The organism is Candidatus Corynebacterium faecigallinarum, assembly GCF_052264515.1.
Taxonomy (GTDB): Bacteria; Actinomycetota; Actinomycetes; order Mycobacteriales; family Mycobacteriaceae; genus Corynebacterium; species Corynebacterium faecigallinarum.
Map to the genome: position 1 here is coordinate 26,412 of NZ_JBQQOC010000003.1, position 26,078 is coordinate 52,489.

21 protein-coding genes are annotated in these 26,078 nt (G+C 67.7%); 9 read left to right on the plus strand and 12 right to left on the minus strand.

What is annotated here, in order from left to right; translation table 11 throughout:
- Window positions 1-97: 97 nt before the first annotated feature.
- Window positions 98-1,114, minus strand: coding sequence for a mycothiol synthase (mshD, locus tag ACTXPP_RS02145; RefSeq protein ID WP_443340656.1), 1,017 nt, complete (start codon window positions 1,112-1,114; stop codon window positions 98-100).
- A 40-nt stretch (window positions 1,115-1,154) separates the two neighbouring features.
- On the minus strand, window positions 1,155-1,874 hold the full coding sequence (locus tag ACTXPP_RS02150) for a winged helix-turn-helix transcriptional regulator (protein ID WP_441583412.1): 720 nt from the start codon (window positions 1,872-1,874) through the stop codon (window positions 1,155-1,157).
- A gap of 152 nt (window positions 1,875-2,026) precedes the next feature.
- Here ACTXPP_RS02150 and ACTXPP_RS02155 point away from each other — a divergent pair, with 152 nt between their 5' ends.
- Together ACTXPP_RS02155 and ACTXPP_RS02160 are read left to right on the plus strand one after the other, a co-directional pair.
- Window positions 2,027-2,953, plus strand: a complete 927-nt coding sequence (locus ACTXPP_RS02155) for an LmeA family phospholipid-binding protein (protein WP_441583413.1) — start codon at window positions 2,027-2,029, stop codon at window positions 2,951-2,953.
- Between the two features lie 19 nt (window positions 2,954-2,972).
- Window positions 2,973-3,647 carry a heme-binding beta-barrel domain-containing protein gene (locus ACTXPP_RS02160; RefSeq protein WP_441583414.1) on the plus strand — a complete coding sequence of 225 codons (675 nt, stop codon included), beginning with the start codon at window positions 2,973-2,975 and terminating at the stop codon, window positions 3,645-3,647.
- A 48-nt stretch (window positions 3,648-3,695) separates the two neighbouring features.
- Here the strand turns inward: ACTXPP_RS02160 and ACTXPP_RS02165 are convergent, their stop codons facing one another.
- Window positions 3,696-4,592 (minus strand): aminodeoxychorismate lyase, encoded by an 897-nt coding sequence (locus ACTXPP_RS02165; protein ID WP_441583415.1) that lies wholly within the window; start codon window positions 4,590-4,592, stop codon window positions 3,696-3,698.
- A 64-nt stretch (window positions 4,593-4,656) separates the two neighbouring features.
- On the opposite strand from ACTXPP_RS02165, the gene ygfZ reads away from it, so the two are divergent.
- Together ygfZ and ACTXPP_RS02175 are read left to right on the plus strand one after the other, a co-directional pair.
- On the plus strand, window positions 4,657-5,889 hold the full coding sequence (gene ygfZ, locus ACTXPP_RS02170) for a CAF17-like 4Fe-4S cluster assembly/insertion protein YgfZ (protein WP_441583416.1): 1,233 nt from the start codon (window positions 4,657-4,659) through the stop codon (window positions 5,887-5,889).
- A 176-nt stretch (window positions 5,890-6,065) separates the two neighbouring features.
- Window positions 6,066-6,245, plus strand: coding sequence for a DUF3073 domain-containing protein (locus ACTXPP_RS02175; protein WP_301497015.1), 180 nt, complete (start codon window positions 6,066-6,068; stop codon window positions 6,243-6,245).
- Window positions 6,246-6,420: 175 nt separating this feature from the next.
- On the opposite strand, the gene purM is transcribed toward ACTXPP_RS02175, so the two are convergent.
- Window positions 6,421-7,512, minus strand: coding sequence for a phosphoribosylformylglycinamidine cyclo-ligase (gene purM / locus ACTXPP_RS02180; RefSeq protein ID WP_443340782.1), 1,092 nt, complete (start codon window positions 7,510-7,512; stop codon window positions 6,421-6,423).
- A gap of 79 nt (window positions 7,513-7,591) precedes the next feature.
- The gene (locus tag ACTXPP_RS02185; protein WP_443340659.1) at window positions 7,592-7,993 is read right to left on the minus strand and encodes a sterol carrier family protein; all 402 of its coding nucleotides are present in this window, start codon (window positions 7,991-7,993) and stop codon (window positions 7,592-7,594) included.
- 127 nt (window positions 7,994-8,120) lie between these two features.
- On the opposite strand from ACTXPP_RS02185, the gene ACTXPP_RS02190 reads away from it, so the two are divergent.
- Window positions 8,121-9,086, plus strand: coding sequence for an acyl-CoA thioesterase (locus ACTXPP_RS02190; protein WP_443340661.1), 966 nt, complete (start codon window positions 8,121-8,123; stop codon window positions 9,084-9,086).
- 1 nt (window position 9,087) lies between these two features.
- On the opposite strand, the gene ACTXPP_RS02195 is transcribed toward ACTXPP_RS02190, so the two are convergent.
- The 7 genes from ACTXPP_RS02195 to ACTXPP_RS02225 form a co-directional block, all read right to left on the minus strand.
- Window positions 9,088-9,978, minus strand: a complete 891-nt coding sequence (locus ACTXPP_RS02195) for a hypothetical protein (protein ID WP_443340663.1) — start codon at window positions 9,976-9,978, stop codon at window positions 9,088-9,090.
- Between the two features lie 15 nt (window positions 9,979-9,993).
- Complete coding sequence (locus ACTXPP_RS02200; protein WP_443340665.1) at window positions 9,994-10,950, minus strand: hypothetical protein; 957 nt, start codon at window positions 10,948-10,950, stop codon at window positions 9,994-9,996.
- Between the two features lie 436 nt (window positions 10,951-11,386).
- A complete protein-coding gene (gene purL, locus ACTXPP_RS02205) occupies window positions 11,387-13,750 on the minus strand; it encodes a phosphoribosylformylglycinamidine synthase subunit PurL (protein ID WP_443340667.1) in 2,364 nt (787 codons plus the stop codon).
- A gap of 53 nt (window positions 13,751-13,803) precedes the next feature.
- Entirely contained in the window at window positions 13,804-14,484 is a 681-nt protein-coding gene (purQ, locus tag ACTXPP_RS02210; RefSeq protein ID WP_301520537.1) for a phosphoribosylformylglycinamidine synthase subunit PurQ, read from the minus strand.
- Complete coding sequence (purS, locus tag ACTXPP_RS02215) at window positions 14,484-14,738, minus strand: phosphoribosylformylglycinamidine synthase subunit PurS (RefSeq protein ID WP_301496806.1); 255 nt, start codon at window positions 14,736-14,738, stop codon at window positions 14,484-14,486. The genes purQ and purS overlap by 1 nt, the downstream gene beginning before the upstream one ends.
- 228 nt (window positions 14,739-14,966) lie before the next feature.
- Window positions 14,967-17,228, minus strand: coding sequence for a S9 family peptidase (locus tag ACTXPP_RS02220; protein ID WP_443340670.1), 2,262 nt, complete (start codon window positions 17,226-17,228; stop codon window positions 14,967-14,969).
- Between the two features lie 82 nt (window positions 17,229-17,310).
- The gene (locus ACTXPP_RS02225; RefSeq protein ID WP_441583419.1) at window positions 17,311-18,219 is read right to left on the minus strand and encodes a phosphoribosylaminoimidazolesuccinocarboxamide synthase; all 909 of its coding nucleotides are present in this window, start codon (window positions 18,217-18,219) and stop codon (window positions 17,311-17,313) included.
- A gap of 466 nt (window positions 18,220-18,685) precedes the next feature.
- Between ACTXPP_RS02225 and prpD the strand changes: the two genes are divergently transcribed.
- From prpD to ACTXPP_RS02245, 4 genes are all read left to right on the plus strand, one after another.
- Window positions 18,686-20,188 (plus strand): 2-methylcitrate dehydratase PrpD, encoded by a 1,503-nt coding sequence (gene prpD / locus ACTXPP_RS02230; protein WP_301496800.1) that lies wholly within the window; start codon window positions 18,686-18,688, stop codon window positions 20,186-20,188.
- Between the two features lies 1 nt (window position 20,189).
- On the plus strand, window positions 20,190-21,113 hold the full coding sequence (gene prpB, locus ACTXPP_RS02235) for a methylisocitrate lyase (protein ID WP_301496798.1): 924 nt from the start codon (window positions 20,190-20,192) through the stop codon (window positions 21,111-21,113).
- 42 nt (window positions 21,114-21,155) lie between these two features.
- On the plus strand, window positions 21,156-22,313 hold the full coding sequence (locus ACTXPP_RS02240) for a bifunctional 2-methylcitrate synthase/citrate synthase (protein WP_301496793.1): 1,158 nt from the start codon (window positions 21,156-21,158) through the stop codon (window positions 22,311-22,313).
- Between the two features lie 225 nt (window positions 22,314-22,538).
- The gene (locus ACTXPP_RS02245; protein ID WP_301520540.1) at window positions 22,539-25,979 is read left to right on the plus strand and encodes a pyruvate carboxylase; all 3,441 of its coding nucleotides are present in this window, start codon (window positions 22,539-22,541) and stop codon (window positions 25,977-25,979) included.
- Window positions 25,980-26,078 lie beyond the last annotated feature (99 nt).

Consider the following 26,078-nt stretch of genomic DNA (forward strand, 5'->3'; position numbering starts at 1 on the left):
GGATCCACCACATTCAACGGCCACGTACGTTATGCAGGCATGGTGGACACCAGGCACCGACCAGGTGAACGGAAAATGAACTCTGCGAAATGCCTGGTCAGAGAATGCCGCGGAAGACGACGTCGCGGTGCGCGACGGTGAATCCGAGCTTCTCGTAGGTGGCCACCGCCGGAACGTTGTCGCCCTCGACGTAGAGATCGATCGCCCGTGCCCCGTTGTCCAGGAGGTACCCCATCCCCAGCAGCGTCATCGGCGTACCCAACCCCTTGCCTCGGGCGGCGTCGGCGAGACAGACCACGTACACCTCGCCGTGCGGGTCACCGTCGGGACGCTTGGTCCAGTGGAAACCGACACACTCCTCGTCCTGCCACAACAGCAGCACACCGTTGGGGTCGAACCAGTCGACGTCCCGGGCGTCGAGGAGCTTCTCCATGTCCCAGCCGCCCTGCTCCGGATGCCAGGCGAAGGCCTCGTTGTTGACCCGCAGCCACTCTGCGTCGGTGACCCGACCGCCGAACTTCGCCGAGGATTCGACGTAGTCCAGGACGCGGTACCCGGCGTCCTGGATCTTGGCCAGCGACTTGTCGCGACTGTGCAGCAGGTCCGCCCGGCGCGCGGCGCTCTCCTCACGAGTGGGGTCGCAGTCCACCGTCATCTTCAGCAGTTCGCGGACCAAGCGGGACTGCCGGTGGTCGGCGAACTCCATCGCGCCCGGCAGAGCACCGTGGGACCAGACGCTGAGCTGCTGGTCACCGTCGAGACTGCGGCCGAGGATGCGCAGCAGTTCGGAACCGATCCCGCGACGCCGGTGGTCGGGGTGGACCGCGATCTCGCAGAGGTAGGAGGAGTTCATGGAGACCACGCCGAGCAGCTCATCGCCCTCCACGGCGACCATGTGGACGTAGCCGACACTGTCGGCGGACTCGGAGTCGAGGGCGCGGAGGAAGGCCTCCCCGTAGGCGGGGACACCGTCTGCCTTGCTGACCTCGTCGAGCAGGTGTCGTACCGCGGCCAACTCCTCACTCGACGACGCGTCAAGATCGCGGTAGACCACTGAGCGTGCGGAGGATACAGAGGCTGTGGTGGCTTTCTGGGGGTCAGTGTCGGTGTGCATGTCCGTCTCCAAGTCCGTAACTTCTCACGGTCGGCGTATGTCAGTGGCCTGACCGAGCGGCGGGCAGGGTGGGTTCGTTGTCGAAATCCACTGCCTTGTACCCCACGTTACGCACTGTGGCGATGACCTTGTCGTAGTCCTGGCCGAGTTTCGCCCGGAGTCGTCGAACGTGGACGTCCACCGTGCGGGTTCCTCCGAAGTAGTCGTAACCCCACACGTCCTTGAGCAGCTGTTCCCTGCTGAATACCCGGCCCGGGTGTCGCACCAGGAAGTACAGCAGCTCAAACTCCTTGTACGTCAGGTCGAGGGGGCGTCCCTCCACCCGGGCGACGTAGGTGACCTCGTCGACGACCAGGGCACCGATCGAGGCGACCTGGGTGTCCTCGGCCTCTTCCACCGGCACCGGACGTCGGGTCATCAGCATGCGCAGCCGGGCGTCCACCTCGGTGGGGCTCGCGGTGGGCAACAGGAAGTCGTCCACCGCCCAGGATCCGTCGAGGGCGATGACACTGCTCTCGGCCATGACCACGGCGACCGGGCGGGTCGGGTGGGCGGCGGCGACCGAACGACACAGGTCGCGGGCGGCGAGCAGGTTGGTTCCGGTGACGTCGACGATGACGATGTCCGCGGCGTCCACAACTCCGATGTCCTTGATCGACGACGCTGTCGGTGGCCACATGTCCACCTCGTGGGTCAGCAGCTCAAGAGACGGAAGCACCTCCTGGAGGTGCTGGTTGTCGGAGAGCAGGGTAAGTCGCACGGTGGGAATCCTTTCCGGTCGCGGTATCGTCTAGCTTACACCGCGCCGACCTGCACATTAGCCCGCCCGGGTCGGTGAAACACGACCGAAACATGACCGGTCCCGGGCCTCGCCGTTGTCACGCACCGACAGGCGCTTTGTATGCTGGGGCGGTGCACGACACCCCAGAGACGACCGAACCGGCCACCGCCCCGACACCTGAGACCCGGGGCGCCGACCGCACGCGCGGTCGGAACGGGAAGGATCGTGGGAAAGGACGCACGGGGGGACGCCGTGGCCTGCGCGTGCTGGTCATCATCCTGATCACCCTGTTTTCACTGGTTGCCGTCGGGATCGTCGTCGACAGCCTCGTGGCCGCCCGGGTGGAGAAGCAGATCTCCGACCGGATCTACCGGGACTCCCACCTCGCCGCCCCGCCGGAGGTTCTGGTCACCGGTATGCCCTACACCGCCGCGGTGCTGACCAACGAGGTTCCGTCGATCCACGTCGAGTCCCGGGACGTCGAGATCCCCGATTTCGGACGGGTGACCGTGGCGTCCTCTGCGAGGAAGATCACACTCGACCGGTCGGCGGTACTCACCGGTGACTTCCGCGACGCCCCTGCCGAAGAGGTGTTCACCCGGATCCAGATGGACACCGTGGAGCTCGGGGAGCATATGGGCATCAGCGACCTCACGCTGCGCAGCCAGGACAACTCCTCCCCGCAGGGCGGCTGGGAGACCGAGGCCTACCTCTCCGGCACCCCGGACGGTGAGGACGGGGCGTACGAGGTGAACCTGGACCTGCGGGTCTGGCAGGGCGATGTCATCCTCACACCGGTGGAGATCACCGACACCCCGGACGGCAGCTCCGCCGACGACATCAATGCCCTCGACGAGGCCACCCGGGACAAGGTGATGGACGCCTTCACCTTCGAGTTCACCAGGTCCTCCCTGCCGCTGAACAGCGCACCCCGTCGGGTCTACACCTCCGGCGGCAGCCTGTTCATCGAGGCCTCGGAGTACTTCACCAAGATCAGTGTCTCCGACCTCGCACCGCGGTCCGCCCCACTCGGGGAGGACGAACGCCCCGGACTGTAGGACCGGTAGGCTGTCCCCCATGACAACCGAGAACACTGGTACCAACGGCAACAGCGGCAGCGGTCTCAGCGGCAACGAGGCCGTCGCCCGGGCCGAGGAGCAGGCCAAGCAGACGTCAGGACGCAACCTCCCCACCCTGGGTGACCTCCCCGTCGCCGAGGACACCGCCAACCTCCGCGAGGGCCCGAACCTGCACGACGGCCTGCTGGCCCTGCTGCCGCTGGTCGGCGTGTGGCGCGGCGAGGGCCACGCCTCCCCCGTCGACGGCGGTGACGAGTACGCCTTCGGGCAGCAGCTGGTCTTCGCCCACGACGGCGAGAACTACCTGTCCTACAGCTCGCGGATCTGGCGACTGGACGACAACGGCGAGGCCACCGGCCAGGATCTCCGGGAGACCGGTTTCGTGCGGATCAGCGAGAAGGACGACATCGAGTTCCTCACGGTGCACAGCACCGGCGTGGTCGAGGTCATGTACGGCCGCCCCCGCACCGAGCGCGCCTGGGAGCTGGAGAGCGCCTCGACGCTGGCCACCGAGACCGGCCCGGCCGACTTCGGCCCCGGCAAGCGGCTCTACGGCCTGATGCCGAACAACAACCTTGGTTGGGTCGACGAGCGCCTCGCCGGCGGGGCCGGTGGGGCCGGCGGCGAGCTCACCCCCTGGATGTCCGCCGAGCTCACCCGGGTGATCGGCTAGCTTCTCGTCACCCCGGTGGGCCGTTCACAACCTCCCCGGGAAGTACAGCTAGCGGGTCGCGGCCTCCACGATGAGTGCCTCGACCTCGTCGGCCTGATCCGGGAGGGACTGGGGGGTCCCGTCGATCTCGGTGACCCGGGCGTGGATACGCACCGAGGACACCAACCACACCCCGTCGGCGGCCTTGAGGTCGTCCACGGTCAGCACCTCTTCCCCGGTCCCCCAGCCCTGTTCGGCGGCGAGCCGGAACAGGGTGGCCTGGGTGGTGCCGGGCAGCACGCCGACCTCCTGCACCGGGGTGACCATCCGGCGTCCGGTGACCGCCACCACCGTCGAGGTCGGCCCTTCCAGCACGCGGTCGCCGTCAGCGACGAAGATCACGTCGTCCAACCCCTGCGCCTTGGCGTGGCGCAGGGCCGCCATGTTCATCGCGTACGACAGGGTCTTGGCACCCACCAGCGCCCACGGCGAGTCGCTCTCGATGTTCAGCGAGAAGCCACGGTGGGCGGTCATCACGCGCACCCCGTTACTGCGCTGGTCGACCACCGAGGCGGACTCCGGGGAGATCGTCACCCAGCCGGTGACCTCGCCGGTAGACTCGCGGCCCCGCGAATACAGCCACCGTAACGAGGCCTCCTCTCCGCCTGCCTCGCACCAGGCGTCCAGCGCCGTGTCGACCGCGGCGAGCCAGCGTCCGGTGTCCGGGGTGGGCAGGTCGAGCAGGTCGGCGCCGCGCACGAAGCGGTCCAGGTGCCGCTCCAGGTTGCGGACCCGGCCGTCGCGGACCATGAGCGTCTCGAAGATTCCGTCGCCGCGGCGTGCGGCAAGGTCGTCGATGTGGATCACCGGCACCGTGCCGTCGACCAGGTGCGGGGCCGGTCCGCCGGCCGGGTGGACGTCGACGACAATCTCTGCAGGGCCTGCGGGCGGGGTGCTGGTGCTCATGGTCGACCAGTCTAAGCCGGTGTGTGCCTGACACGGGGTGCCGGGTGGTACTAGGGTGGGTGGGGTGAGCGTCACAGAGCACACGCCAGAGATCGTCAGTCCCCTCGTCGACCACGTCGCCGGGGCCAGTACCGAGGATGGTTCGGGCACCGACTTCCGCACCGCCCGGCACTACGGTGCCCCCTTGGTCGAGCAGACCCGGATCGACGAAGGCGACACCGGTGTCGTCGACGGGTGGGACGGTTCCGCCATCCTCGTCACCGGGCCGGAGGCCGCGAGCTGGCTCAACGGGTTCATCTCGCAGAAGATCGACGCGATTCCGGAGGGCTCCGCCACCCACGGCCTGCTGTTGGATGCCCAGGGGCGGGTGGAGCATCTCTTCGGTGTCGCCGCGGTCGCGCCCGACACGCTGCTGTTGGACGTCGGGAGTGGTACAGGTGCCGATGACACTGCCCTGCTGGACTTCCTGCGGAAAATGATCTTCTGGGCCCAGGTGAAGGTAGAGCCCGCCGACCTGGTCCGGGTCAGTGTGGTGAACCCCGGCCCTGACGTGGGTGCCGTGATTGACCCTGCCACCGGGCTTGCCCGTGCCGGGGCAGCCAGCCCCCTTCCCGCCGTCGCCGATGACCTGGTGGCCTACTGGTCCACCCGCACCTGTGGCGGGCGGCCGGTCGTCGACCTGTGGGTGGCACCCGACAACCAGATCCCGGTGTGGGACGCACTCGTCGCCGAGGGGGCCCGCCCCACCGGTGGCTGGGCACTCGATGCCCTGCGCGTGCGGGACCGGTGGCCGGAGCTCGGCGTGGACACCGATGAGCGGCTGATCCCCCACGAGGTCACCGCCTTCCTCGGTGCTGACGTCCTGGCCGCCGGCGAGGCCACCCGACTGGCCGAGGACACCGCCCTGCCCACTGACACCGCCGTGCACCTGAACAAGGGGTGTTACCGCGGCCAGGAGACGGTGTCGCGGGTGCACAACCTTGGTCGCCCGCCGCGTCAGTTGGTGGTGCTGCAGCTGGACGGCTCGGCGCAGCGCGCCCCGGAGACCGGTGCGCCGGTCACCGCCGGTGGCAGGACGGTCGGCCGGATAGGACGCACCGTCCAGGATGCCGATTTCGGCCCGGTGGCGTTGGCGCTGCTCAAGCGTCAGGTGATCGAGAAACTGGCGGCCGGTGCGGACGTGCCGCCGTTGAGCGTGGACGGCATCGATGCCTCGGTGGACCCCGATGATGTCCGGGTCGATACGTCCGCCCGGCCCGGCAAGGCGGCGGTCGACCGGCTGAAGGGAAGGGCGTGACCACCTCCACCTGCAACTGACCTGCGGGAACAGGCGGCACCTCAGCCCGACGGAGGGGTGTGTCTGACAACTGCGCCCACAACCGCTATTGTGGTGGCAGAAGAGATACACAGACACAGAGCGCGAATGGCCACAATTCCCCGGCCATTCGCCTGGACACCCGAGGGGGTCAGGCCATGGGTCGCGGCCGCGCGAAGGCAAAGCAAACCAAGGTTGCACGTCAGCTGAAGTACAGCTCTCCCGACATGGATTTGGAGAGCCTCCAGCGTGAGCTCTCCTCTGAGAATGAAGGCTCTCATGAGAGTGACTACGAGGAGTGGGACGACTGGGGTGCCGAGGAGTCCAACGACCGGTAGTGGTCGGGAACACGGCCGGTAACGGGACCGTACCCTCCCCCGGGAACACTCCCCGAGAGAACCGGTGCCGGTGCAGATGATCTGCGCCGGCACCGGTTCTCTGCATGCTGCCCCCCTCGACATATGACTCACCCCCGGGGATCACTGGTCCACCGGGGATGGGCGTCGTGCGGGGCTAGCTGTGGGAGTGTTCCCCGACCATCACGGCGTCGCCGGAGGCGTCCTCGCCGTCCTCTGCGAGACGCAGCTGACCGAGCTTCCAGCAGTCAACGTGGCGGGCGGTGAGCATCGCCAGGGCGCGCTCTGCATCGTCCTCGCCGACGACGGCGACCATGCCGACGCCCATGTTGAAGGTCTTCTCCATCTCCTCGCGGGAGACCTTGCCGAGACGCTCGATGAGCCGGAAGATCGGCAGCGGCTCCCAGGAGCCACGGTTCAGCTCGGCGACCAGGCCGTCCGGAATGACGCGGGCCAGGTTCGCGGCCAGACCGCCACCGGTGACGTGGGAGAAGGTGTGAACATCGCATTCGGCGGCCAGTGCAAGGCAGTCCAGCGCGTAGATACGGGTGGGTTCGAGCATCTCCTCGCCGAGGGTGCGTCCCAACTCCTCGCTGTATCCGTCGAGGTCGAGACCGGCGCGATCCAGGAGCACGTGGCGGGCCAGGCTGTAGCCGTTGGAGTGCAGGCCCGAGGCCGCCATGGCGATGACCACGTCACCGTTACGGACCCGGTCGGGGCCGAGCAGCTTGGCCTCCTCGACCACACCGACGGCGGTGGCGGAGACGTCGTAGTCGTCGACCTCCATCACACCGGGGTGCTCGGCGGTCTCGCCGCCCAGCAGGGCACAACCGGCGTCGACGCAGCCGGCGGCGATGCCGGACACGATCTCGGCGACCTTCTCGGGCACGACCTTACCGACGGCGATGTAGTCCTGCAGGAACAGCGGCTCAGCGCCGCAGACCACGAGGTCATCGACGACCATGGCGACCAGGTCACGTCCGATGGTGTCGTGCCTGTCCATCGCCTGGGCGACGGCGAGCTTGGTGCCCACCCCGTCCGATCCGGCGGCGAGAAGCGGCTTCTCGTACTCCCCCAGTGCAAAAAGTCCGGCGAAGCCGCCGAGACCTCCCCTGACCTCCGGTCGGGTGGCCTGCTTCGCCAGCGGGGCGAAGAGCTCCACCGCACGGTCGCCAGCTTCGATGTCGACACCGGCAGCGGCGTAACTCGCGCCGTCGGCGTTGTCGGACGTATCGGGGGTGTCGGTCAGGTCAGTCACAATCCCATGCTTTCATTTGCTCTCGTGCGCCCCGTTCCGCTCGATTCATGCGGAGCAGGCTGTCACAAGACTACCTTCCCGACCCGTCCTGCACTGCAACGACCGGCAACCAGTGGGCGATGTCGGTGGCGTGGGCCCCGGACACCTCTGCACCGGCGGCGATCGCCGCGTCCACGTCGAGCAGTCCCCCGGCCAGTCCCAGCCAGGTCAGCGCATCGCATTCGACGACATTCGGTGGGGTGCCACGCCGGTGCACCGAGCCGGCGACGCACTGCACCGCAGCAAAGGGAGGCACCCTGACCTCGACGCTGTGACCTGGGGCGTCCTGACCCAGTTGGGCGACGGTGAGGCGCACCGCGGCGGCGACTTTCGCCCGCGGTGGCCGCGGAGTACCCTCAGGTGCCGACACCCACGGCCAGACGTCAAGGAGGGCCGCGCGCACGGCGGCAGGATCTACTCTGCTGACTGTCATGCAGCCATCTTAGGGTCTGTACCATGGACTGCATCACCGATCTACCGAAAGGGAATCCGTGCCGGATACAGGAGCACAGGCAGCCGCCCAGGGACGAGAACTGCACTCCCAGACGACGCTCCGATTCATGGCTGCGCCCACCGACATCCTGATGCAAGGTGCTCTCGGCGTACACGGCGGCCGCGTACTGGAATGGATCGATAAGGGAGCCTACGCCTGTGCGGTCGGCTGGTCCGGCGCATACTGCGTGACTGCCTATGTGGGCCACATCCACTTCACACGCCCCATTCCCTCCGGCCACATCGTGGAGGTCCGCTCGCGCATCGTGGCCACCGGCCGCTCGTCGATGCACATCGTCAACGAGGTGCTGTCCGCCGACCCACGCGAGGGCGTATTCACCCGCGCCTGCGACTGCCTGGTGATCTTCGTGGCGATGACCGAGGACCGCAAGTCCATGCCGGTGCCGCCGTACGAGCCGAAGACCGAGGAGGAGATCCGGGTCCGGGACGCCGCGATGTCGCGCGTGCAGCTGCGCAAGGCGATCGAGGAGGAGATGCTCAAGCAGTCCTACTCCGATGATCCGGACGCCTCCACCGCACCCCGGATGACCCACCGCTTCATGGCCAAGCCCACCGACGTCAACTGGGGCGGCAACGTCCACGGTGGTACTGCCATGGAGTGGATCGACGAGGCTGCCTCGGCGTGCACCTCGGCATGGACCGGGGAGCGGACGGTGGCGGTGTACGCCGGCGGTTTCCGCTTCTACCGTCCTGTGCACATCGGCGACCTCGTCGAGGTCGAGGCCCGGGTGATCCGGACGGACGTGCGCAGCCTGTCGGTGTCGGTGCACCTTCGCGCCGGTGACCCGCGGGAAGGTACCGGCAACCTGCCGGTGGCGATCCACGCGTCGATGACCTACATCTCCACCGACATCGACGGCAATCCCCTACCGGCCCGCAAGTTCGTCCCCACCACCCCGGAGGACAAGCGCCTGGAGCAACACGCCGTCACGCTGCGTGAGCTGCGCACGAAGTACCGGCCGATGCCGCTGGTCGAGCCGTTGCGCAATGAGAGCCAGTACCCGATGAGCTAAATTAGTCCAGGGTCTCGACGGCGATGATCTGGAAATCGCCGTCCCGCTCGAGCATGCCCACAGCACCCCTGGGCTTGTCGTTCTTGTCGATGACGGCGATGAAGACCGTGCTGTCGATTTCTTCGCGGGTGTAGCCCTCGTCCTCAGCCCCCTCGTAGAAGTCCTTGCTGGAACTACCGAGGGACATCTTCAACTGTTCAGCGTCCAACACCCGGGTACCGGCGGAGAGGTCGCTGCCGCCGAACAGGGCGTCCATCCCGTTGAAGGAATCGTCACCGCTGAGCTTCAATGTGCTCATGACCTCGTCGCGGTCCTGGTGGGTGGAGTTGTCCTGGATCCAGGAACGAAGGTCATCGGAGTTGTTCTTGTCGAGCATCTCGTTGACCAGGCCCTTGGCGGCCTTGTCCTCGGTCTTACCGAACAGTCCCAGTGCCCAGCCGGCCACGCCGACGACCACTGCGGTCACCACGGCGGTGACGATGATCGCAAGACCCTTGGACTGTTTGAAGGAGTCCTGCACCTGGTGGGACGCCTCGGCGGTCTTCGTCCCGGCGGTGCGGGCGAACTGTCCGGCCTGCTGCTGGAACTGCTGCCCCTTACCCGACCCGGTGGAGGCAGCTGAGCCTCCGGACTGTCCCCCGAGGTTGAGGGAGGCGAGCTCCCGCAGGGAGTCGATGTCGATCTCAGCGGCGGAGGGGTCGTCCAACCGCTGATCGTAGAGACCGCGGCGGGTCTCGTCACCGAGAATGGAGCGGGCGACGGTCAGTTCTTCCCTCGCCCCGGCATCGCCCGGCCCGACGGCGGCGAGACGGTCGTCGATCTGCTGGGCAAGGTCCGTCGAGGACGCAAAACGCTCCAGTCCGAGCGACTGGTAGATGTCATAGTGAGCCATGATGGTGAACCTCTTCTACTCGTAGTCGCTGGCGGAATAGGACTTGGTGACGTCGATGATCTTGTAGTCGCCGTCCTTCTTCACCAAGGTGATCTCGCCCTTGTAGTTGTCGGAGCCGTCCTTGATCCCGATGATCACCATCGAGTCGACCTCGTCGCGGGAGAATCCCTCATCCTCGGCTTCCTCGTAGATCTCGTCCACGTCTGTGCCGAAGTAGATGGCCTGTTGCTCGAAGGACATACCGGCGCCAGCCTCCAGGCTGCTGGCGTCGAAGAAGGAGTCCATGCCGCTGAAGGAGTCGTAGGCGTCCTCGTCTGCCCCCATGGCGCGCAGGATGTCTTCACGGTTCTGGTGGGCGGTGTTGTCGTTCAGCCAGCTCCGCAGGTCATCGGCACTCTTCTGCTCGAGGAAGGTGTTGACGGTCTTCTGCGCGTCGGAGAAGTCGGGCTGGCCGTCGCCACCGAAGATCTTCCCGATGCCCCAGCCGCCGAGGAGCACGACCACGGCGGTCACCAGTGCGGTGATGCCGATGGCCAGCCCCTTGGACTGCATGAAGGAGTCCTGCACCTGGTGGGTGGCCTCGGCGGTCTTCGCCCCGGCGGTGCGGGCGAACTGTCCGGCCTGCTGCTGGAACTGCTGACCCCTGCCGGCGCCAGAGGCACCGGCGGCGCCGGCGGCGCCGGCGGCGCTGGCACCCGCCCCGGCACTCGCTGATCCGGCGACGTTCAGCGCTGCGAGCTCGTGCAGGGAGTCGATGTCGATCTCGGCCGCGTTCGGGTCGTCCAACCGCTGGTCGTACAGCCCGCGGCGGGTGTCATCACCGAGGATGGCGCGCGCGGTCGTCAGCTGGTCGATCATTCCGGCGTCGTCGGGGGCCGCGGAGGACAGCCGGTCGTCGAGGTCGCGGGCGAGATCCGCGGTCGACGCTTGTCGGTCCAGCCCCAGGGACTGGTACAGGTCATAGTGAGCCATTGGGCCTTCTTTTCTCTTGAAACGTCGGGTGCCGTCAGTTGCACCCCTATTGAAGACAAAGAGGAGATTAGCAAAAACTAGGTTTCTCGTTGTTCGCAGCGGGGAAATGTCCTCACTCACGGGTAGACACCGGGATTAGGCCCTTGTGCTGCTCGTTTCCGACACCCTTCCCTGCTGCCCGAAGTACCCCCAGCGGCCGCCTTGGGCGACCTGCGGCATCCTTGAGACGACCACAGGTGGCCGAGACCTGCCAAGATCAACCAAGAACGACCAAGAACGACCCGAACTGAGCATGGATCCCGCGAATCCTGGGATTCAGCGGATCTATGTTCAGTTCGGGTCGATTGTCAGGGCGACGCCCGCGGTAGGACGCTGCGGCGCACGGCCGCTGCCCCGGCCGATGGCGTCTGGCCGAGGCACCCGACCGCGGTGCGTCCTACTCCACGACGGAGTTAGCGCCCACGGCGTGGCTGAACAGGCGAGGCAGGGTGCCCTCCCACGCAGCGCGCGCCTCGGTGACGGGCAGAGTGAAGGCAGCGCCCTCGGTGGTCACCTCGATGACCTGGCCCCCGGAACCGGAGCCGGCCGCGGAGACGTCACCGGAGACGAGGGCGACACCCAGCCGCGACACCGGCACACCGTGGTTACCGAAGACGGTCTCGGCCTCGGCGACCTTGCCGGCCTCGACGGCGACGAGCACGCGGGTCGCGGTCTCGGATGCCAGGGCGGTGAACACGTCGGCGACGGCGTCACCGGTGGTCGCGGACTCGGACAGTGCAGCGACCGGGTCGACGGACACGGCGGCACCCGACTGCACGGCGAACTCCACCAGTGCCTGCGACAGGCCGCCCTCGGAGAGGTCATGTGCGGAGGCGACGACTCCGCGCAGCTCCGACAGGGCTGCACCCAGTTTCTGCTCGGCAGCCAGGTCGACCTGCGGCGGCAGGCCGGCGAGGGTGCCGTGGGCGACCTGCTGCCAGATCGATCCACCGAACTCATCGGCGGTCTCAGCACCGACCAGCAGCAGCTGGTACTCACCGGCGACCGGCTGGGCGGGGATGCGGGTGGCGACGTCGTCGATGGTGCCCAGCACGGCGATCACCGGGGTCGGCAGGATGGCCTCGGAGCCGGTCTGGTTGTAGAAAGAGACGTTACCGCCGGTGACCGGGATGCCCAGCTCAGCCGCACCGTCGGCCAGACCGTGGACGGCCTCACGGAACTGCCACATCACGCCGGCGTCCTCCGGGGAGCCGAAGTTCAGGCAGTTCGACAGCGCGACCGGGGTCGCACCGGTGACGGAGACGTTGCGGAAGGCCTCGGCCAGGGCCAGGCGCGCACCGGTGTTCGGGTCCAGCTTGGTGTACCGGCCGGAGGCGTCGGTGGCGACGGCGATGCCGCGTCCGGTCTCCTCGTCGATACGCAGGACGCCACCGTCGGCGTTCTTCGCCAGCACCGTGTTGCCGCGGACGTAGCGGTCGTACTGCTCGGTGATGTACGCACGCGAGCACAGCGCCGGGGAGGACGCCAGGTCCAGCACCGCCTGGCGCACGGCCTCGACGGTGGCCGGACGGGCCAGCTCCGGGGCGGTGTTCAGTGCGTCCTGGGTCTCCGGGCGGGCGTAGGGACGCTCGTAGACCGGGCCCTCGTCGGCCATGGTGGCGGCGTCGGCGTCGACGACGATCTCACCCTGGTGCTCGATAACCAGGTGGTCGCCGTCGGTGACCTCGCCCAGGTCGGAGGCGATGACCTCCCACTTGGCGCAGATCTCCATGAAGGCATCGACGTTGTCCGGGGTGACGACGGCCATCATGCGCTCCTGCGACTCCGAGGACAGGATGTCGGCGGCGGACATGTTCTCCGCGCGCAGGTGCACATTGTCGAGGTTGATGTGCATGCCACCGTCACCGGCGGCGGCCAGCTCGGAGGTCGCACAGGACAGGCCGGCTCCGCCGAGATCCTGGATGCCGACGACCACACCGGCGTCGTAGAGGTCCAGGCAGCACTCGATGAGCACCTTCTCGGCGAAGGGGTCGCCGACCTGGACGGCGGGCAACTTGCGCTCGGCCCCTTCCTCGAAGGTGTCGGAGGCGAGCACGGACACGCCGCCGATGCCGTCCAGTCCGGTGCGGGAGCCGAAGAGGATCACCCGGTTGCCGACACCGGAGGCGAAGGCGAGCTTGAGGTCATCGCTCTTGAGTGTTCCGACACACAGGGCGTTGACCAGCGGGTTACCGGCGTAGGACGCATCGAAGACGGTTTCGCCGCCGATGTTCGGCAGGCCCAGGCAGTTGCCGTAGCCGCCGACGCCGGCCACCACGCCGGGCAGCACGCGCTGGGTGTCGGGGGCATCCGCCGCACCGAAGCGAAGCTGGTCCATCACGGCGACCGGACGGGCACCCATGGCCATGATGTCGCGGACGATGCCGCCGACACCGGTGGCCGCACCCTGGTACGGCTCGACGTAGGACGGGTGGTTGTGGGACTCGACCTTGAAGGTGACGGCGTTGCCGTCGCCGATGTCGATCACACCGGCGTTCTCGCCGATCCCGGCGAGCATCTTGGACTGCATCTCCTCGGTGGTGGTCTCACCGAAGTAGCGCAGGTGCACCTTGGAGGACTTGTAAGAACAGTGCTCCGACCACATCACCGAGTACATGGCCAACTCGGCGGCGGTGGGGCGACGTCCGAGGATGTCGCGGATGCGCTGGTACTCGTCGGCCTTCAGGCCGAGCTCTGCCCAGGGCTGGTCCAGGTCGGGGGTGTCGGCTGCGTGGGCGACGGTGTCGTTGTGGACAGTCATTGATCTTCCTCTACAGACTTCGCTTCAGACTTCTCTACAGACGTCTCGTGGACTCAGGCAGCGCCCGCACCGACGGTGCCGACGGCGGACAGGAACAGTTCAAGACCGTCCAACGACGGGCCGGTGATCGTCTCGACGGCGTGCTCGGGGTGCGGCATCAGGCCAACGACCCGGCCGTTGGCCGAGGTGATGCCGGCGATGCCGTTGACCGAGCCGTTGAAGTTGTCGGTGTAGCGGAAGACCACACGACCCTCGCCCTCCAGCTCGGCGACGGTCTCGGCGGAGGCCTGAAAACGTCCCTCACCGTGCTTGGACGGGATGAAGATCTTCTGGCCCTCACTGAAGGTGGAGGTCCACGCGGTGGAGGTGTTGACGACCTCGAGGTAGGTGTCCACACAGTGGAAGTGCAGGCCCTGGTTGCGGGTCAGGGCACCGGGCAGCAGACCTGCCTCGGTGAGGATCTGGAAGCCGTTGCAGATTCCGAGCACGGGCAGACCCTCGCCCGCCTGCTCGACGACCGAGCGCATGACGGGGGCCTGGGCGGCGATGGCGCCGGAGCGCAGGTAGTCGCCGTAGGAGAAGCCGCCGGGGACGACGACGGCGTCGACGTCCTTCAGGTCGGCGTCGGCGTGCCAGAGGCTCACGGCCTCGGCCCCGGCGACGGTCACCGCGCGGGCGGCGTCGACGTCGTCGAGGGTTCCGGGGAAGGTGATGACACCGATGCGGGCCGTCATTACTTGTTCTCCCCGGCGATCTCCGCGGTGACGACCTCGTAGTCCTCGATCACGGTGTTGGCGAGCAGGGTGCTGGCGATGTGCTCGAGGTCCTCGGCGGTCACGGTGCCGTCCACCTCCAGCTCGAACCGCTTGCCCTGACGGACATCTGCGACACCCGAGACGCCGATTCGCCCCAGGGCTCGGACGACGGCCTGACCCTGGGGGTCCAGGATCTCCGCCTTGGGCATGACATTGACAACGACTCGAGCCACGGTGCTTCTCTCCATCAGTGAAGGGTTGGTGATCAGGGGTTGGCGATCGGGATCTTGAACAATCCCCAACCTTACCGGTTGGCCCGGAATCTGAAACTGCCGCCCCGTGTTGGTCGCGACGGGGTGTCACCACCACGGAACGGGAGTGAGGGGACAGCGGGGACGCGACAGAGACGCAGCGGGGACGCAGCGGTGGTGCAGCGTCAGGCGGCCGTCACCGCGCCTCCGTCAGATCCGCTCGGTCGCGCCCATCCGGTCGAGCTCCCAGGCGGTCTCGAAAGCGGACTGCCGCCACTTCTCGTAGCGTCCCGACACTCCCCCATGTCCGGAGGTCATGTCGGTCTTCAGCAGGAACTCACTGCCGCGCTGTTCCTGGGACACCCGGCCGGCGACCTCACGAAGTTTCGCGATCCACTTCGTCGGTTCCACGTACAGCACTCGGGTGTCGTTGAGCCCGCTGACCGCCAGGATCGGCGGGTAGGCCTGTTCGGTGACGTTCTCGTACGGCGAGTAGGTCGCCATGTAGTCGTAGACCGTGGGGTCGTGGTACGGGTCGCCCCACTCCTCCCACTCGGTCACCGTCAACGGCAGTTCCGGCATGAGAATCGAGGTCAGCGGGTCGACGAAGGGGACCACGGCCTCGATCCCGGCGAAACGGTCCGGTGCCAGGTTCGCCACCGCACCCATCAGCAGTCCCCCGGCGGAACCGCCCTCGGCGACCATCTTCTCCGGGGTGGTGTAGCCGTGGGCGATGAGGTCATCGGCCACGGCGACGAAGTCGGTGAAGGTGTTCATCTTCGACATCGCCTTGCCCTGTTCGTACCAGGCCCGGCCCATCTCGCCGCCGCCGCGCACGTGCGCCACGGCGTAGACCACACCGCGGTCCAGCATGGACAGGCGGAAGACGGAGAAGTACGGGTCCATGCTCGCCTCGTAGGAGCCGTAGCCGTAGAGCAGTACCGGGTTGACCTGCTCCAGGGGAACGTCGACCCGACGGATCAGCGAGACCGGGATCCGTGCCCCGTCGGAGGCGGTGGTCCAGTGACGCGAGGCGGTGTAGCGGGAGGCGTCGAACTCCTCACCGTCCGGTCCGGCCAGCACGGTCTGCTCCTTGCGCAGCACCCGCTCCCCGGTGGTCAGGTCGATCTCCCACACCTGCCCCGGGGTGACGTAGCTGGTGTAGCTGATCCGCAGCACCGGGGACCTCCACTCCGAATTGCCGACGGTGCCAGCGGAGTAGATCTCCTCGTCGAAGCTGATGCGCTCGAACTCTCCCCAGCCCTCGGAGAGGTCCATCAGGGCCAGCTTCTCCACCGCGTTCTCCCGGGTGGCCAGCACCAGGTGGTCGGCGAAGCAGTCCACCCCTTCGACACGCACGTCGTCACGGTGGGCCACGATGACCTCGTAGGACGCTTCCTCGTCGAAGGTGGCGATCGGCCCCACCGGCGCCCGTCCGACCTCACCGTTGGGCAGGCCGTCCAGCTCCTCGCGCACGACCAGCCAGGCGTCCTGACCGCCGACGACGACATGGTCGACGTCGTACTGGACGTCCTTCTCACGGGGACGCACGCAGGTCAGCCCACCCTCGGGGTCGGTGTCCAGGTCCAGGTACCAGGTCTCCGAGGTGGTCTTCGAGGCGGTGGAGACCAGTAGGAACCGTTCCGAACGGGTGACCCCCACCCCGGTCCAGTAGTGCTCGTCGTCCTCCCGGAAGACGCACACGTCCGCACTCTCCGGTGTGCCGATGCGGTGACGCCAGATCTCGTGGGGACGCCAGGCGTCGTCGACGCGCTGGTAGAAGAGGTGGTCGTCTCCGACCCAGGTGGCGCCGTAGGCGATGTCCTCGAGGCGGTCGTCCAGCAGGTCACCGGTGGTCAGATCCTTGACCTGCAGGGTGAAACGCTCATCGCCGACGTTGTCCACCGAGTAGGCCAACAGGGTGCCGTCGAGGGTCACGCTGGCCGCGCCCAGGCTGAAGAATTCCGCTCCCTCGGCCAGGGTGTTGCAGTCCAGGATGACCTCCTCGCCGGGGGCTGACTCGCCGGGGACGATCTCCGGCGGGGCCCACTGGGCGAGCTGGCTGGCACTGTCAGAGCCGTCGCCGGCCCCCTTGTCCACCGGGATCCGGCACATCTGGACGTAACTCTGCCCCTCCTGGGTCCGCGAGAAGTACCACCAGTCGCCGGAGCGTACCGGGACCGAGAGGTCGGTCTCCTGGATCCGCGACTTCACCTCGGTGAAGATGGCGTCCTCCAGCGGCTTGAGGTGGCTGGTGCGTGACTCGGTCCAGGCGTTCTCGGCCTCGAGGTGCGCCCGGACCTCCGGGTTCTCCTTGTCCCGCAGCCACTCATAGTCGTCCTGCAGGTCACGGCCGTGGAAAGACCGGGTGACGGGCAGCTTCGCCGCGACCGGCGGCAATGCCGACACGGTGACCGGGGCATCCCCCGGGGCAGCAGTGGATGAGTGGTCGGACGGGGTAGTGGGTTCCATGGCTCACGATGGTAGCCCCTACCCCGGACACGGTTTCTACGCGCGCCGCCTGCGGACCGCCCGGGCACCGTCTGGGCGCCGTTTACCGGTCGCTGCAGGTGCCGATCCAGTCGGCGAAGCGCATGCCGGAAATCCGCTCGTAGGCCTCCACGTAACGTTCCCGCGTGGCCTCGAGTACGGATCCGGGCAGCTCCGGCGGCGGGGTGCCGTCAGCGGGGTCCCAGCCGGACTTCGTGCCGGTCAGCCAGTTGCGCACGTACTGTTTGTCGAAGCTGGGCTGCACCTTGCCCACCTCGTAGGAGTCCAGCGGCCAGTACCGCGAGGAGTCCGGGGTGAGGACCTCGTCGGCCAGCACCAGGGTGCCCTCGGCGTCCAACCCGAACTCGAACTTCGTGTCCGCCAGGATGATGCCGTGCTCGGCGGCGATCTCGGCGGCGCGGGTGTAGATCTCGATGGACGCCCGGCGCAGTTCCTCGGCACGCTCGGCACCCAGGTCGTTGACGACGCGGGAGAAGGGGACGTTCTCGTCGTGGTCGCCGATCTCCGCCTTCGTCGCCGGGGTGAAGATGGGTTCCGGCAGTCTGGACGCCTCGGTCAGCCCCTCGGGCAGTTCCACGCCACACACCTCACCAGTGTTCCGGTACTCCTTCAGACCCGATCCGGTGAGGTAGCCGCGCACGACGCATTCGAAGGGCAGCATGTCCAGCTTGCGGCAGACCTGGGCCCGGCCGAGGACACTCTCGGGAATGCGCGGGTCATCCGCCGGTCCGGCGAGGTGGTTGGGGACGTCGAGGGCGGCGAAGAAGAAGTCGCTCATCGCGGTGAGGATGCGGCCCTTGTCCGGGATCGGGCTGTCCAGGATGAAGTCATAGGCCGAGATCCGGTCGGTGGCCACCATGAGCAGGGTGTCCTGGTCGATCTCGTAGATCTCGCGGACCTTCCCGGCCGAGAAGTGGGGGTAGTCGGAGAGGTCGGGGCGCGTCTGTTGCATGGCCTGCAGAGTGTAGTACCCACCCGGGAGAAAGGCCACGGGGCGGGGTCGGTATCCCCCGCTGTCCGGCAGTGGTGGCCACGATGGCCCGCGGCACTGCAGCAGTACCGGGCACCCCAGCACGAACGCCCGCAGTACCCCCGCTCCTTTCCTGGAACGGGAACTACACGGATGCCGATCGGGGGCATGCGCAGGACCGGCGGATCATACCGTCGCGTCCGACGAATGTACTGGCGGGACAAGGTCGGACCACATGTGGTGAACCGGGAACACCGTCGGTCCGCCATCTCCGGCCCCACCCCCGCCAGTTCACCCAGCAAACGGAATCTGGACGACCGGGTGGCATAGTAGGGGACATACCGTCGCTGTGTCGACGGTCACAGCACTTGTTCCGCAGTAGCGCCAGTCACCGGTCACGTCGACTGATGACTTTCGGCCCACCACGACATCAAGGAGACCCACAGCCGTGGAGAAACACTCAGTTCGCGTCCACCCGTCCGCAGAGGATTTCCCCCAGAAGGAGCACCTCGCCTGGAAGGTCGCCGAGGTCGCGGCCGACCCGGTGGCCGTTCCCGCCGACTCCGCCGACATGGCGGTCAACCGCATCATCGACAACGCCTCGGTCGCCGTCGCCTCCGTGCTGCGCCGCCCGCCGTCGACCGCTCGCTCCCAGGCCCTGAGCCACCCGTTCTCCCCGGGCGCCACCGTCTTCGGCGTCCCCGGCACCTACTCCCCGGAGTGGGCCGCCCTGGCCAACGGCACCGCCGTGCGCGAGCTGGACTTCCACGACACCTTCCTCGCCGCCGAGTACTCCCACCCCGGCGACAACATCCCCCCGATCCTGGCCACCGCCCAGCACAAGGGACTCAACGGCAGCGACCTGGTCCGCGGTATCGTCACCGGCTACGAGATCCAGGTCGACCTGGTCAAGGGCATCTGCCTGCACGAGCACAAGATCGACCACGTCGCCCACCTCGGCCCGTCGGTCGCCGCCGGTATCGGAACCCTGCTCAAGCTGGACACCGAGACCATCTACCAGGCCATCGGCCAGGCGCTGCACACCACCACCGCCACCCGTCAGTCCCGTAAGGGTCTGATCAGCTCCTGGAAGGCCTTCGCCCCCGCCTTCGCCGGCAAGATGGCCATCGAGTCCGTCGACCGCGCGATGCGCGGCGAGGGCGCCCCCGCCCCCATCTGGGAGGGCGAGGACGGCTTCATCGCCTGGATGCTCGACGGCAAGGACGCCAACTACACCGTCCCGCTGCCCGGCGCCGGCGAGGAGAAGCGCGGCATCCTGGACACCTACACCAAGGAGCACTCCGCGGAGTACCAGTCCCAGGCCCCGATCGACCTGGCCCGCCGCATGGGCAAGCAGATCAGCGACCTGTCGCAGGTCGAGTCCATCGTCCTGCACACCAGCCACCACACCCACTACGTCATCGGCACCGGTGCGAACGACCCGCAGAAGTTCGACCCGAACGCCTCCCGCGAGACCCTGGACCACTCGGTGATGTACATCTTCGCCGTGGCCCTGGAGGACGGCGAGTGGCACCATGAGCGCAGCTACTCCCCGGAGCGTGCGAACCGTCCGGAGACCATCGAGCTGTGGAACAAGATCTCCACCGTCGAGGACCCGGAGTGGACCCGCCGCTACCACTCCACCGACCCCAACGAGAAGGCCTTCGGCGCCAAGGCCGTCATCACCCTCAAGGACGGCACCGTCCTCGAGGACGAGCTGGCCGTCGCCGACGCCCACCCGCTGGGCGCGCACCCCTTCACCCGGGACCAGTACATCAACAAGTTCCGCACCCTGGCCGAGGGCCTGGTCGACGAGAAGGAGCAGGACCGCTTCCTCGAGGCCGCGCAGAACACCCTGTCCCTGGACGCCGGCGAGCTCAACCAGCTCACCGTCACCTTCTCCGAGGACGTGCTGGCCAAGGCCCCGAAGATCCACGAAGGGCTGTTCTAGGATGGCGGGCCTCTACTCCAGCAACATCAGCCCGACCGACCGTCGTAAGGCGTTCCGGGACAGCCTGGCCTCGGAGAAGATCACCCGCCTGCCGGGAGCCTTCTCCCCGCTGGTCGCCCGTGCGATCCAGGAGGCCGGTTTCGAGGGCGTCTACGTCTCCGGTGCCGTCGTCGCCGCCGACCTGGCACTGCCGGACATCGGTCTGACCACGCTCACCGAGGTCGCCGGACGCTCCCGGCAGATCGCGCGCTCCACCAACCTGCCGGTCCTGGTCGACGCCGACACCGGCTTCGGTGAGCCCATGTCCGCAGCCCGCACCGTCTCCGAGCTCGAGGACGCCGGCGTCGCCGGTTGCCACCTGGAGGACCAAGTCAACCCGAAGCGCTGCGGCCACCTCGACGGCAAGGAGGTCGTCCCCGCCGACGTCATGCTCCGCCGCATCGGTGCCGCGGTGAAGGAGCGTCGTGACGACCAGTTCGTCATCTGCGCCCGGACCGACGCCGCCGGTGTCGAAGGCATCGACTCCGCCATCGAGCGGGCCAAGGCCTACGCCGACGCCGGTGCCGACATGATCTTCACCGAGGCGCTGCACACCCCGGAGGACTTCGAGAAGTTCCGCGCCGCCGTGGACATCCCGCTGCTGGCGAACATGACCGAGTTCGGCAAGTCCGAGCTGCTGCCGGCGTCGCTGCTGGAGGAGATCGGCTTCAACGCCGTCATCTTCCCGGTCACCACGCTGCGCATCGCCATGGGCCAGGTCGAGGAGGCGCTCGGCGAGATCGCCTCCACCGGCACCCAGGCCGAGTGGCTGGACCGCATGCAGCACCGCTCGCGACTCTACGAGCTGCTGCGCTACGACGAGTACAACGAGTTCGACCAGGGAGTCTTCACCTACTCCCGCGAGAACTACGACCCCACCAGGTAGTCCCCCGCTACACACCACAACTCACACCGAGAGGAACCACTGATGAGCGATACCTCCCCCGAGATCCGCAAGGGCCTGAACGGCGTTGTCGTTGACGAGACCGCCGTGTCCAAGGTCAACCCGGAGACCAACTCCCTGACCTACCGCGGTTACCCCGTCCAGGAACTCGTCGAGCACTGCTCCTTCGAGGACGTCGCCTACCTGCTCTGGAACGGCGAGCTCCCCACCTGGCGCGAGGCCCAGGAGTTCGGCCAGCGTGAGCGCGCCATGCGCCCGCTGTCCCGCAGCCTCCTGGACGTCATCAACTCGATGCCCAAGACCGCCCACCCCATGGACGTGGTGCGTACCGCCATCAGCTGGCTCGGTGCCCAGGACGTCACCAACGAGGACAGCAGCTCTGACACCGTGCGCCGCACCGGTGTCAGCCTGCTGGCCAAGCTGCCCGGCATCGTCGCCTACGACCTGCGTCGTCGCCGCGACCTGGAGTACATCCCGCCGTCGCGTACCCGCGGCATCGCATCGAACTTCCTGTACATGTGCTTCGGCGACGGCCCGGACTCCCCGGCCAACATGATCGACGACGTCAAGGCCTTCGATGAGTCGCTGATCCTCTACGCCGAGCACTCCTTCAACGCCTCGACCTTCACCGGTCGCGTGATCACCTCCACCACCTCGGACGTCTACTCCGCGGTCACCGGTGCCGTCGGCGCCCTCAAGGGTGCCCTGCACGGTGGTGCCAACGAGGCCGTGATGCACAACTTCATCGAGGTCGACGACCCGGCGAAGGCCGAGGAGTGGGTCCTGAACAAGGCCGACAACAAAGAGAAGATCATGGGCTTCGGCCACCGCGTGTACAAGAAGGGTGACTCGCGCGTGCCGTCCATGGAGGCCGCCATGCGCCGCACCGCCGCCAATCACGACGGTGACAGGTGGGTCCAGATGTACGACAACATGCAGGCCGCCATGGAGAAGCGCACCGGCATCCTGCCGAACCTCGACTTCCCCGCGGGCCCGACCTACTACATGCTCGGCATCGACATCCCGTTCTTCACCCCGATCTTCGTGATCTCCCGCGTCGTCGGCTGGACCGCGCACATCGTGGAGCAGAACGAGTCCAACGCGCTGATCCGTCCGCTGAGCGCCTACAACGGTGTCCCCCAGCGTGTCGTCGCCGACGCCGTCAACAGCAGCAAGAACTAGGCCGTTTGTCACGCCGTCACCGGTATGACAGGCATGCCCCCACGGCACAGTAGCCACCTCAGGTCCGGTGAAGCACCGCAGTCGCGACGTGTATTGCCGGGCCTGTGGTGTTTGTGAACCCCATACAATTGCCGGATAGACCAGCCGGATAGACCAGCTGCAGAAATAGCCCCGGGACGCGTGGGACAACACCCCGCCCCCGCCCGACCGAAAGGACGCCACCACATGGCTCCCCTACCGTCATTCTCCAAGATCGTCGTCGCCAACCGCGGCGAGATCGCCGTCCGCGCCTTCCGCGCCGCCTACGAGACCGGTGCGTCCACCGTCGCGGTGTACCCCCGCGAGGACCGCAACTCCTTCCACCGCGCCTTCGCCGACGAAGCCGTGCGCATCGGCACCGAAGGTTCGCCGGTCAAGGCGTACCTCGACCCCGACGAGATCATCCGCGCCGCGGTGCAGACCGGGGCGGACGCCGTCTACCCCGGATACGGGTTCCTCTCCGAGAACGCGGCCCTGGCACGTAAGTGCGCCGAGAACGGACTGACCTTCATCGGGCCGTCGCCGGAGACTCTGGATCTGACCGGCGACAAGTCCGCGGCGGTGGAAGCCGCCCGCAAGGCCGGCCTGCCGATCCTGGACGACTCCGAGCCCAGCGAGGACCTCGACGAGCTGGTCTCCTATGCCGAGGGACGCGCCTACCCGCTGTTCGTCAAGGCCGTCGCCGGTGGTGGCGGACGAGGGATGCGCTTCGTCGGCTCCCCCGAGGAACTGCGCGCCAAGGCCGCCGAGGCATCCCGCGAGGCTGCCGCCGCCTTCGGTGACGGTCGGGTGTACATCGAACGTGCGGTGATCAACCCGCAGCACATCGAGGTCCAGATCCTCGGTGACACCCAGGGCAACATCATCCACCTGTACGAGCGTGACTGCTCCCTGCAGCGTCGCCACCAGAAGGTCGTGGAGATCGCCCCGGCACAGCACATCTCGGAAGAGTTGCGCGACCGGATCTGCGCGGACGCGGTGAAGTTCTGCGAGTCGATCAACTACTACGGCGCCGGCACCGTGGAGTTCCTCGTCGACGAGAACGAGAACCACGTCTTCATCGAGATGAACCCGCGTATCCAGGTCGAGCACACCGTCACCGAGGAGGTCACCTCCGTCGACCTGGTCAAGGCGCAGATGAACATCCTCGCCGGCGCATCGCTGGAGGACATGGGCCTGAGCCAGGACAGCATCCAGCTGCGCGGCGCGGCCCTGCAGACCCGCATCACCACCGAGGACCCGAACAACGGCTTCCGTCCGGACACCGGTGTCATCACCGCCTACCGTTCCCCGGGTGGCGCTGGCGTGCGTCTCGACGGGGCGGCGTCGCTCGGTGGCGAGATCACCGCACACTTCGACTCCATGCTGGTGAAGATGACCTGCCGTGGCGCGGACTTCAACCAGGCGGTCACCCGTGCCCAGCGTGCCCTCAACGAGTTCACCGTCTCCGGTGTCGCCACCAACATCGGCTTCCTGCGGGCCCTGCTGCGCGAGGAGGACTTCCAGACCAAGCGCATCGCCACGTCCTTCATCGCCGACCACCCGCACCTGCTGGCCGCCCCGCCGGCCGACGACGAGCCGGGCCGACTGCTCGACTTCCTCGCCGACGTGACCGTCAACCGGCCCAACGGCGACCGCCCGACCGATATCGTCCCCCGCCGCAAGCTGCCCTCGGTCGTCACCCCGCGCGACGCGAAGACCACCGGTGAAGGTGTCATGGCACCGCCGATGCCGCTCGGCACCCGCGACCGCCTGCTCGAGGTCGGCCCGGCGGAGTTCGCCCGACAGCTGCGCGCCCAGAAGGCGCTGGCCGTCACCGACACCACCTTCCGCGACGCCCACCAGTCGCTGCTGGCCACCCGGGTGCGCACCACCTCGCTGATCTCCGCGGCAGAAGCCGTCGGACGGCTCACCCCGGAACTGCTCTCCGTCGAGGCCTGGGGTGGCGCGACCTACGACGTCGCCCTGCAGTTCCTCCACGAGGACCCGTGGGAGCGCCTGGACCAGCTGCGCGAGGTGATGCCGAACACCAACATCCAGATGCTGCTGCGCGGCCGCAACACCGTCGGCTACACCCCCTACCCCGACATCGTGGCGAAGTCCTTCGTCACCGAGGCCGCGAAGTCCGGTGTGGACATCTTCCGCATCTTCGACGCCCTCAACGACATCGACCAGATGCGCACCGCCATCGACGCGGTCCTGGAGACCGGGACCGGAGTCGCCGAGGTCGCGATGGCCTACGCCGGTGACCTGTCGAACCCGGACGAGAAGCTCTACACCCTCGACTACTACCTGAAGCTCGCCGAGAAGATCGTCGAGTCCGGCGCCCACGTCCTGGCGATCAAGGACATGGCCGGACTGCTGCGTCCGGCCGCGGCGACCACACTGGTCACCGCTCTGCGCAAGAACTTCGACCTGCCGGTGCACGTCCACACCCACGACACCGCCGGTGGTCAGCTCGCCACCTACCTCGCCGCGGCGAACGCCGGGGCGGACGCGGTCGACGGTGCCTCGGCGTCGATGGCCGGGACGACCTCTCAGCCGTCGCTGTCGGCGATCGTCGCCGCCTTCGCCCACACCGAGCGTGACACCGGCATCTCGTTGGACGCCGTGAACTCCATGGAGCCCTACTGGGAGGCCGTGCGTTCGCTCTACAGCCCCTTCGAGTCCGGGCTGGCAGGGCCGACCGGCCGGGTGTACACCCACGAGATCCCCGGTGGTCAGCTGTCCAACCTGCGCACCCAGGCCGTGGCGCTGGGCCTCGGTGACCGCTTCGAGCTCATCGAGGACGCCTACGCCGGGGTCAACAACCTGCTGGGGCGGCCGACCAAGGTCACCCCGTCCTCCAAGGTCGTCGGAGACCTGGCGCTGCACCTCGTCGGCGCCGGAGTCTCGGTCGAGGAGTTCACCGCCGACCCGCAGAAGTACGACATCCCCGCGTCCGTGATCGCCTTCCTGCGCGGCGAGCTGGGCACCCCGCCCGGTGGCTGGCCGGAGCCGCTGCGCACCAAGGCCCTGGAGGGACGCGCATCCACCGCCTCGCGCGTCACCGAGGTCCCCGCCGAGGAGGAGGCTCACCTGGAGGGCGAGTCCAGCCAGGAGCGCCGGGACGCCCTGAGCCGCCTGCTGTTCCCGAAGGAGTCTGCCGGCTTCGAGGAGCATCTGCGCACCTTCGGCGACACCTCGGTGCTGTCTGACCGCCAGTTCTTCTACGGCCTGCAGGAGGGCGAGGAGACCGCGGTGCGGATCAAGAACAACCCGCCGATGGTGGTCCGCCTGGACGCCGTCGGTGAGCCCGACGAGAAGGGCATGCGTCAGGTCGTGATGAACGTCAACGGGCAGATCCGCCCGATGCGGGTGCGTGACCGGTCCGTCGAATCGGTCACCGCGGCCGCGGAGAAGGCTGATCCGGCTGTGGCCGGGCACGTCGCCGCCCCGTTCGCCGGTGCCGTCACGGTCACCGCGTCGGTCGGCGACGAGGTGAAGGCCGGCGATGCCGTGGCCGTGATCGAGGCCATGAAGATGGAGGCCACCATCACCGCCCCGGTCGACGGCAAGGTCGCCCGGGTCGTCATGACCAAGCCGACGAAGGTGGAGGGCGGCGACCTGCTCGTCGTGGTGGAGTAGCCCCGGCTGCTCTCCTCTTCCTGCCTTCTCCCCTTCCCCTTCTCCCTCTACCCTCCCTCCCCCTCTCCCTCGACCCTCGCCTCGCCTCGCCTCGCCTGA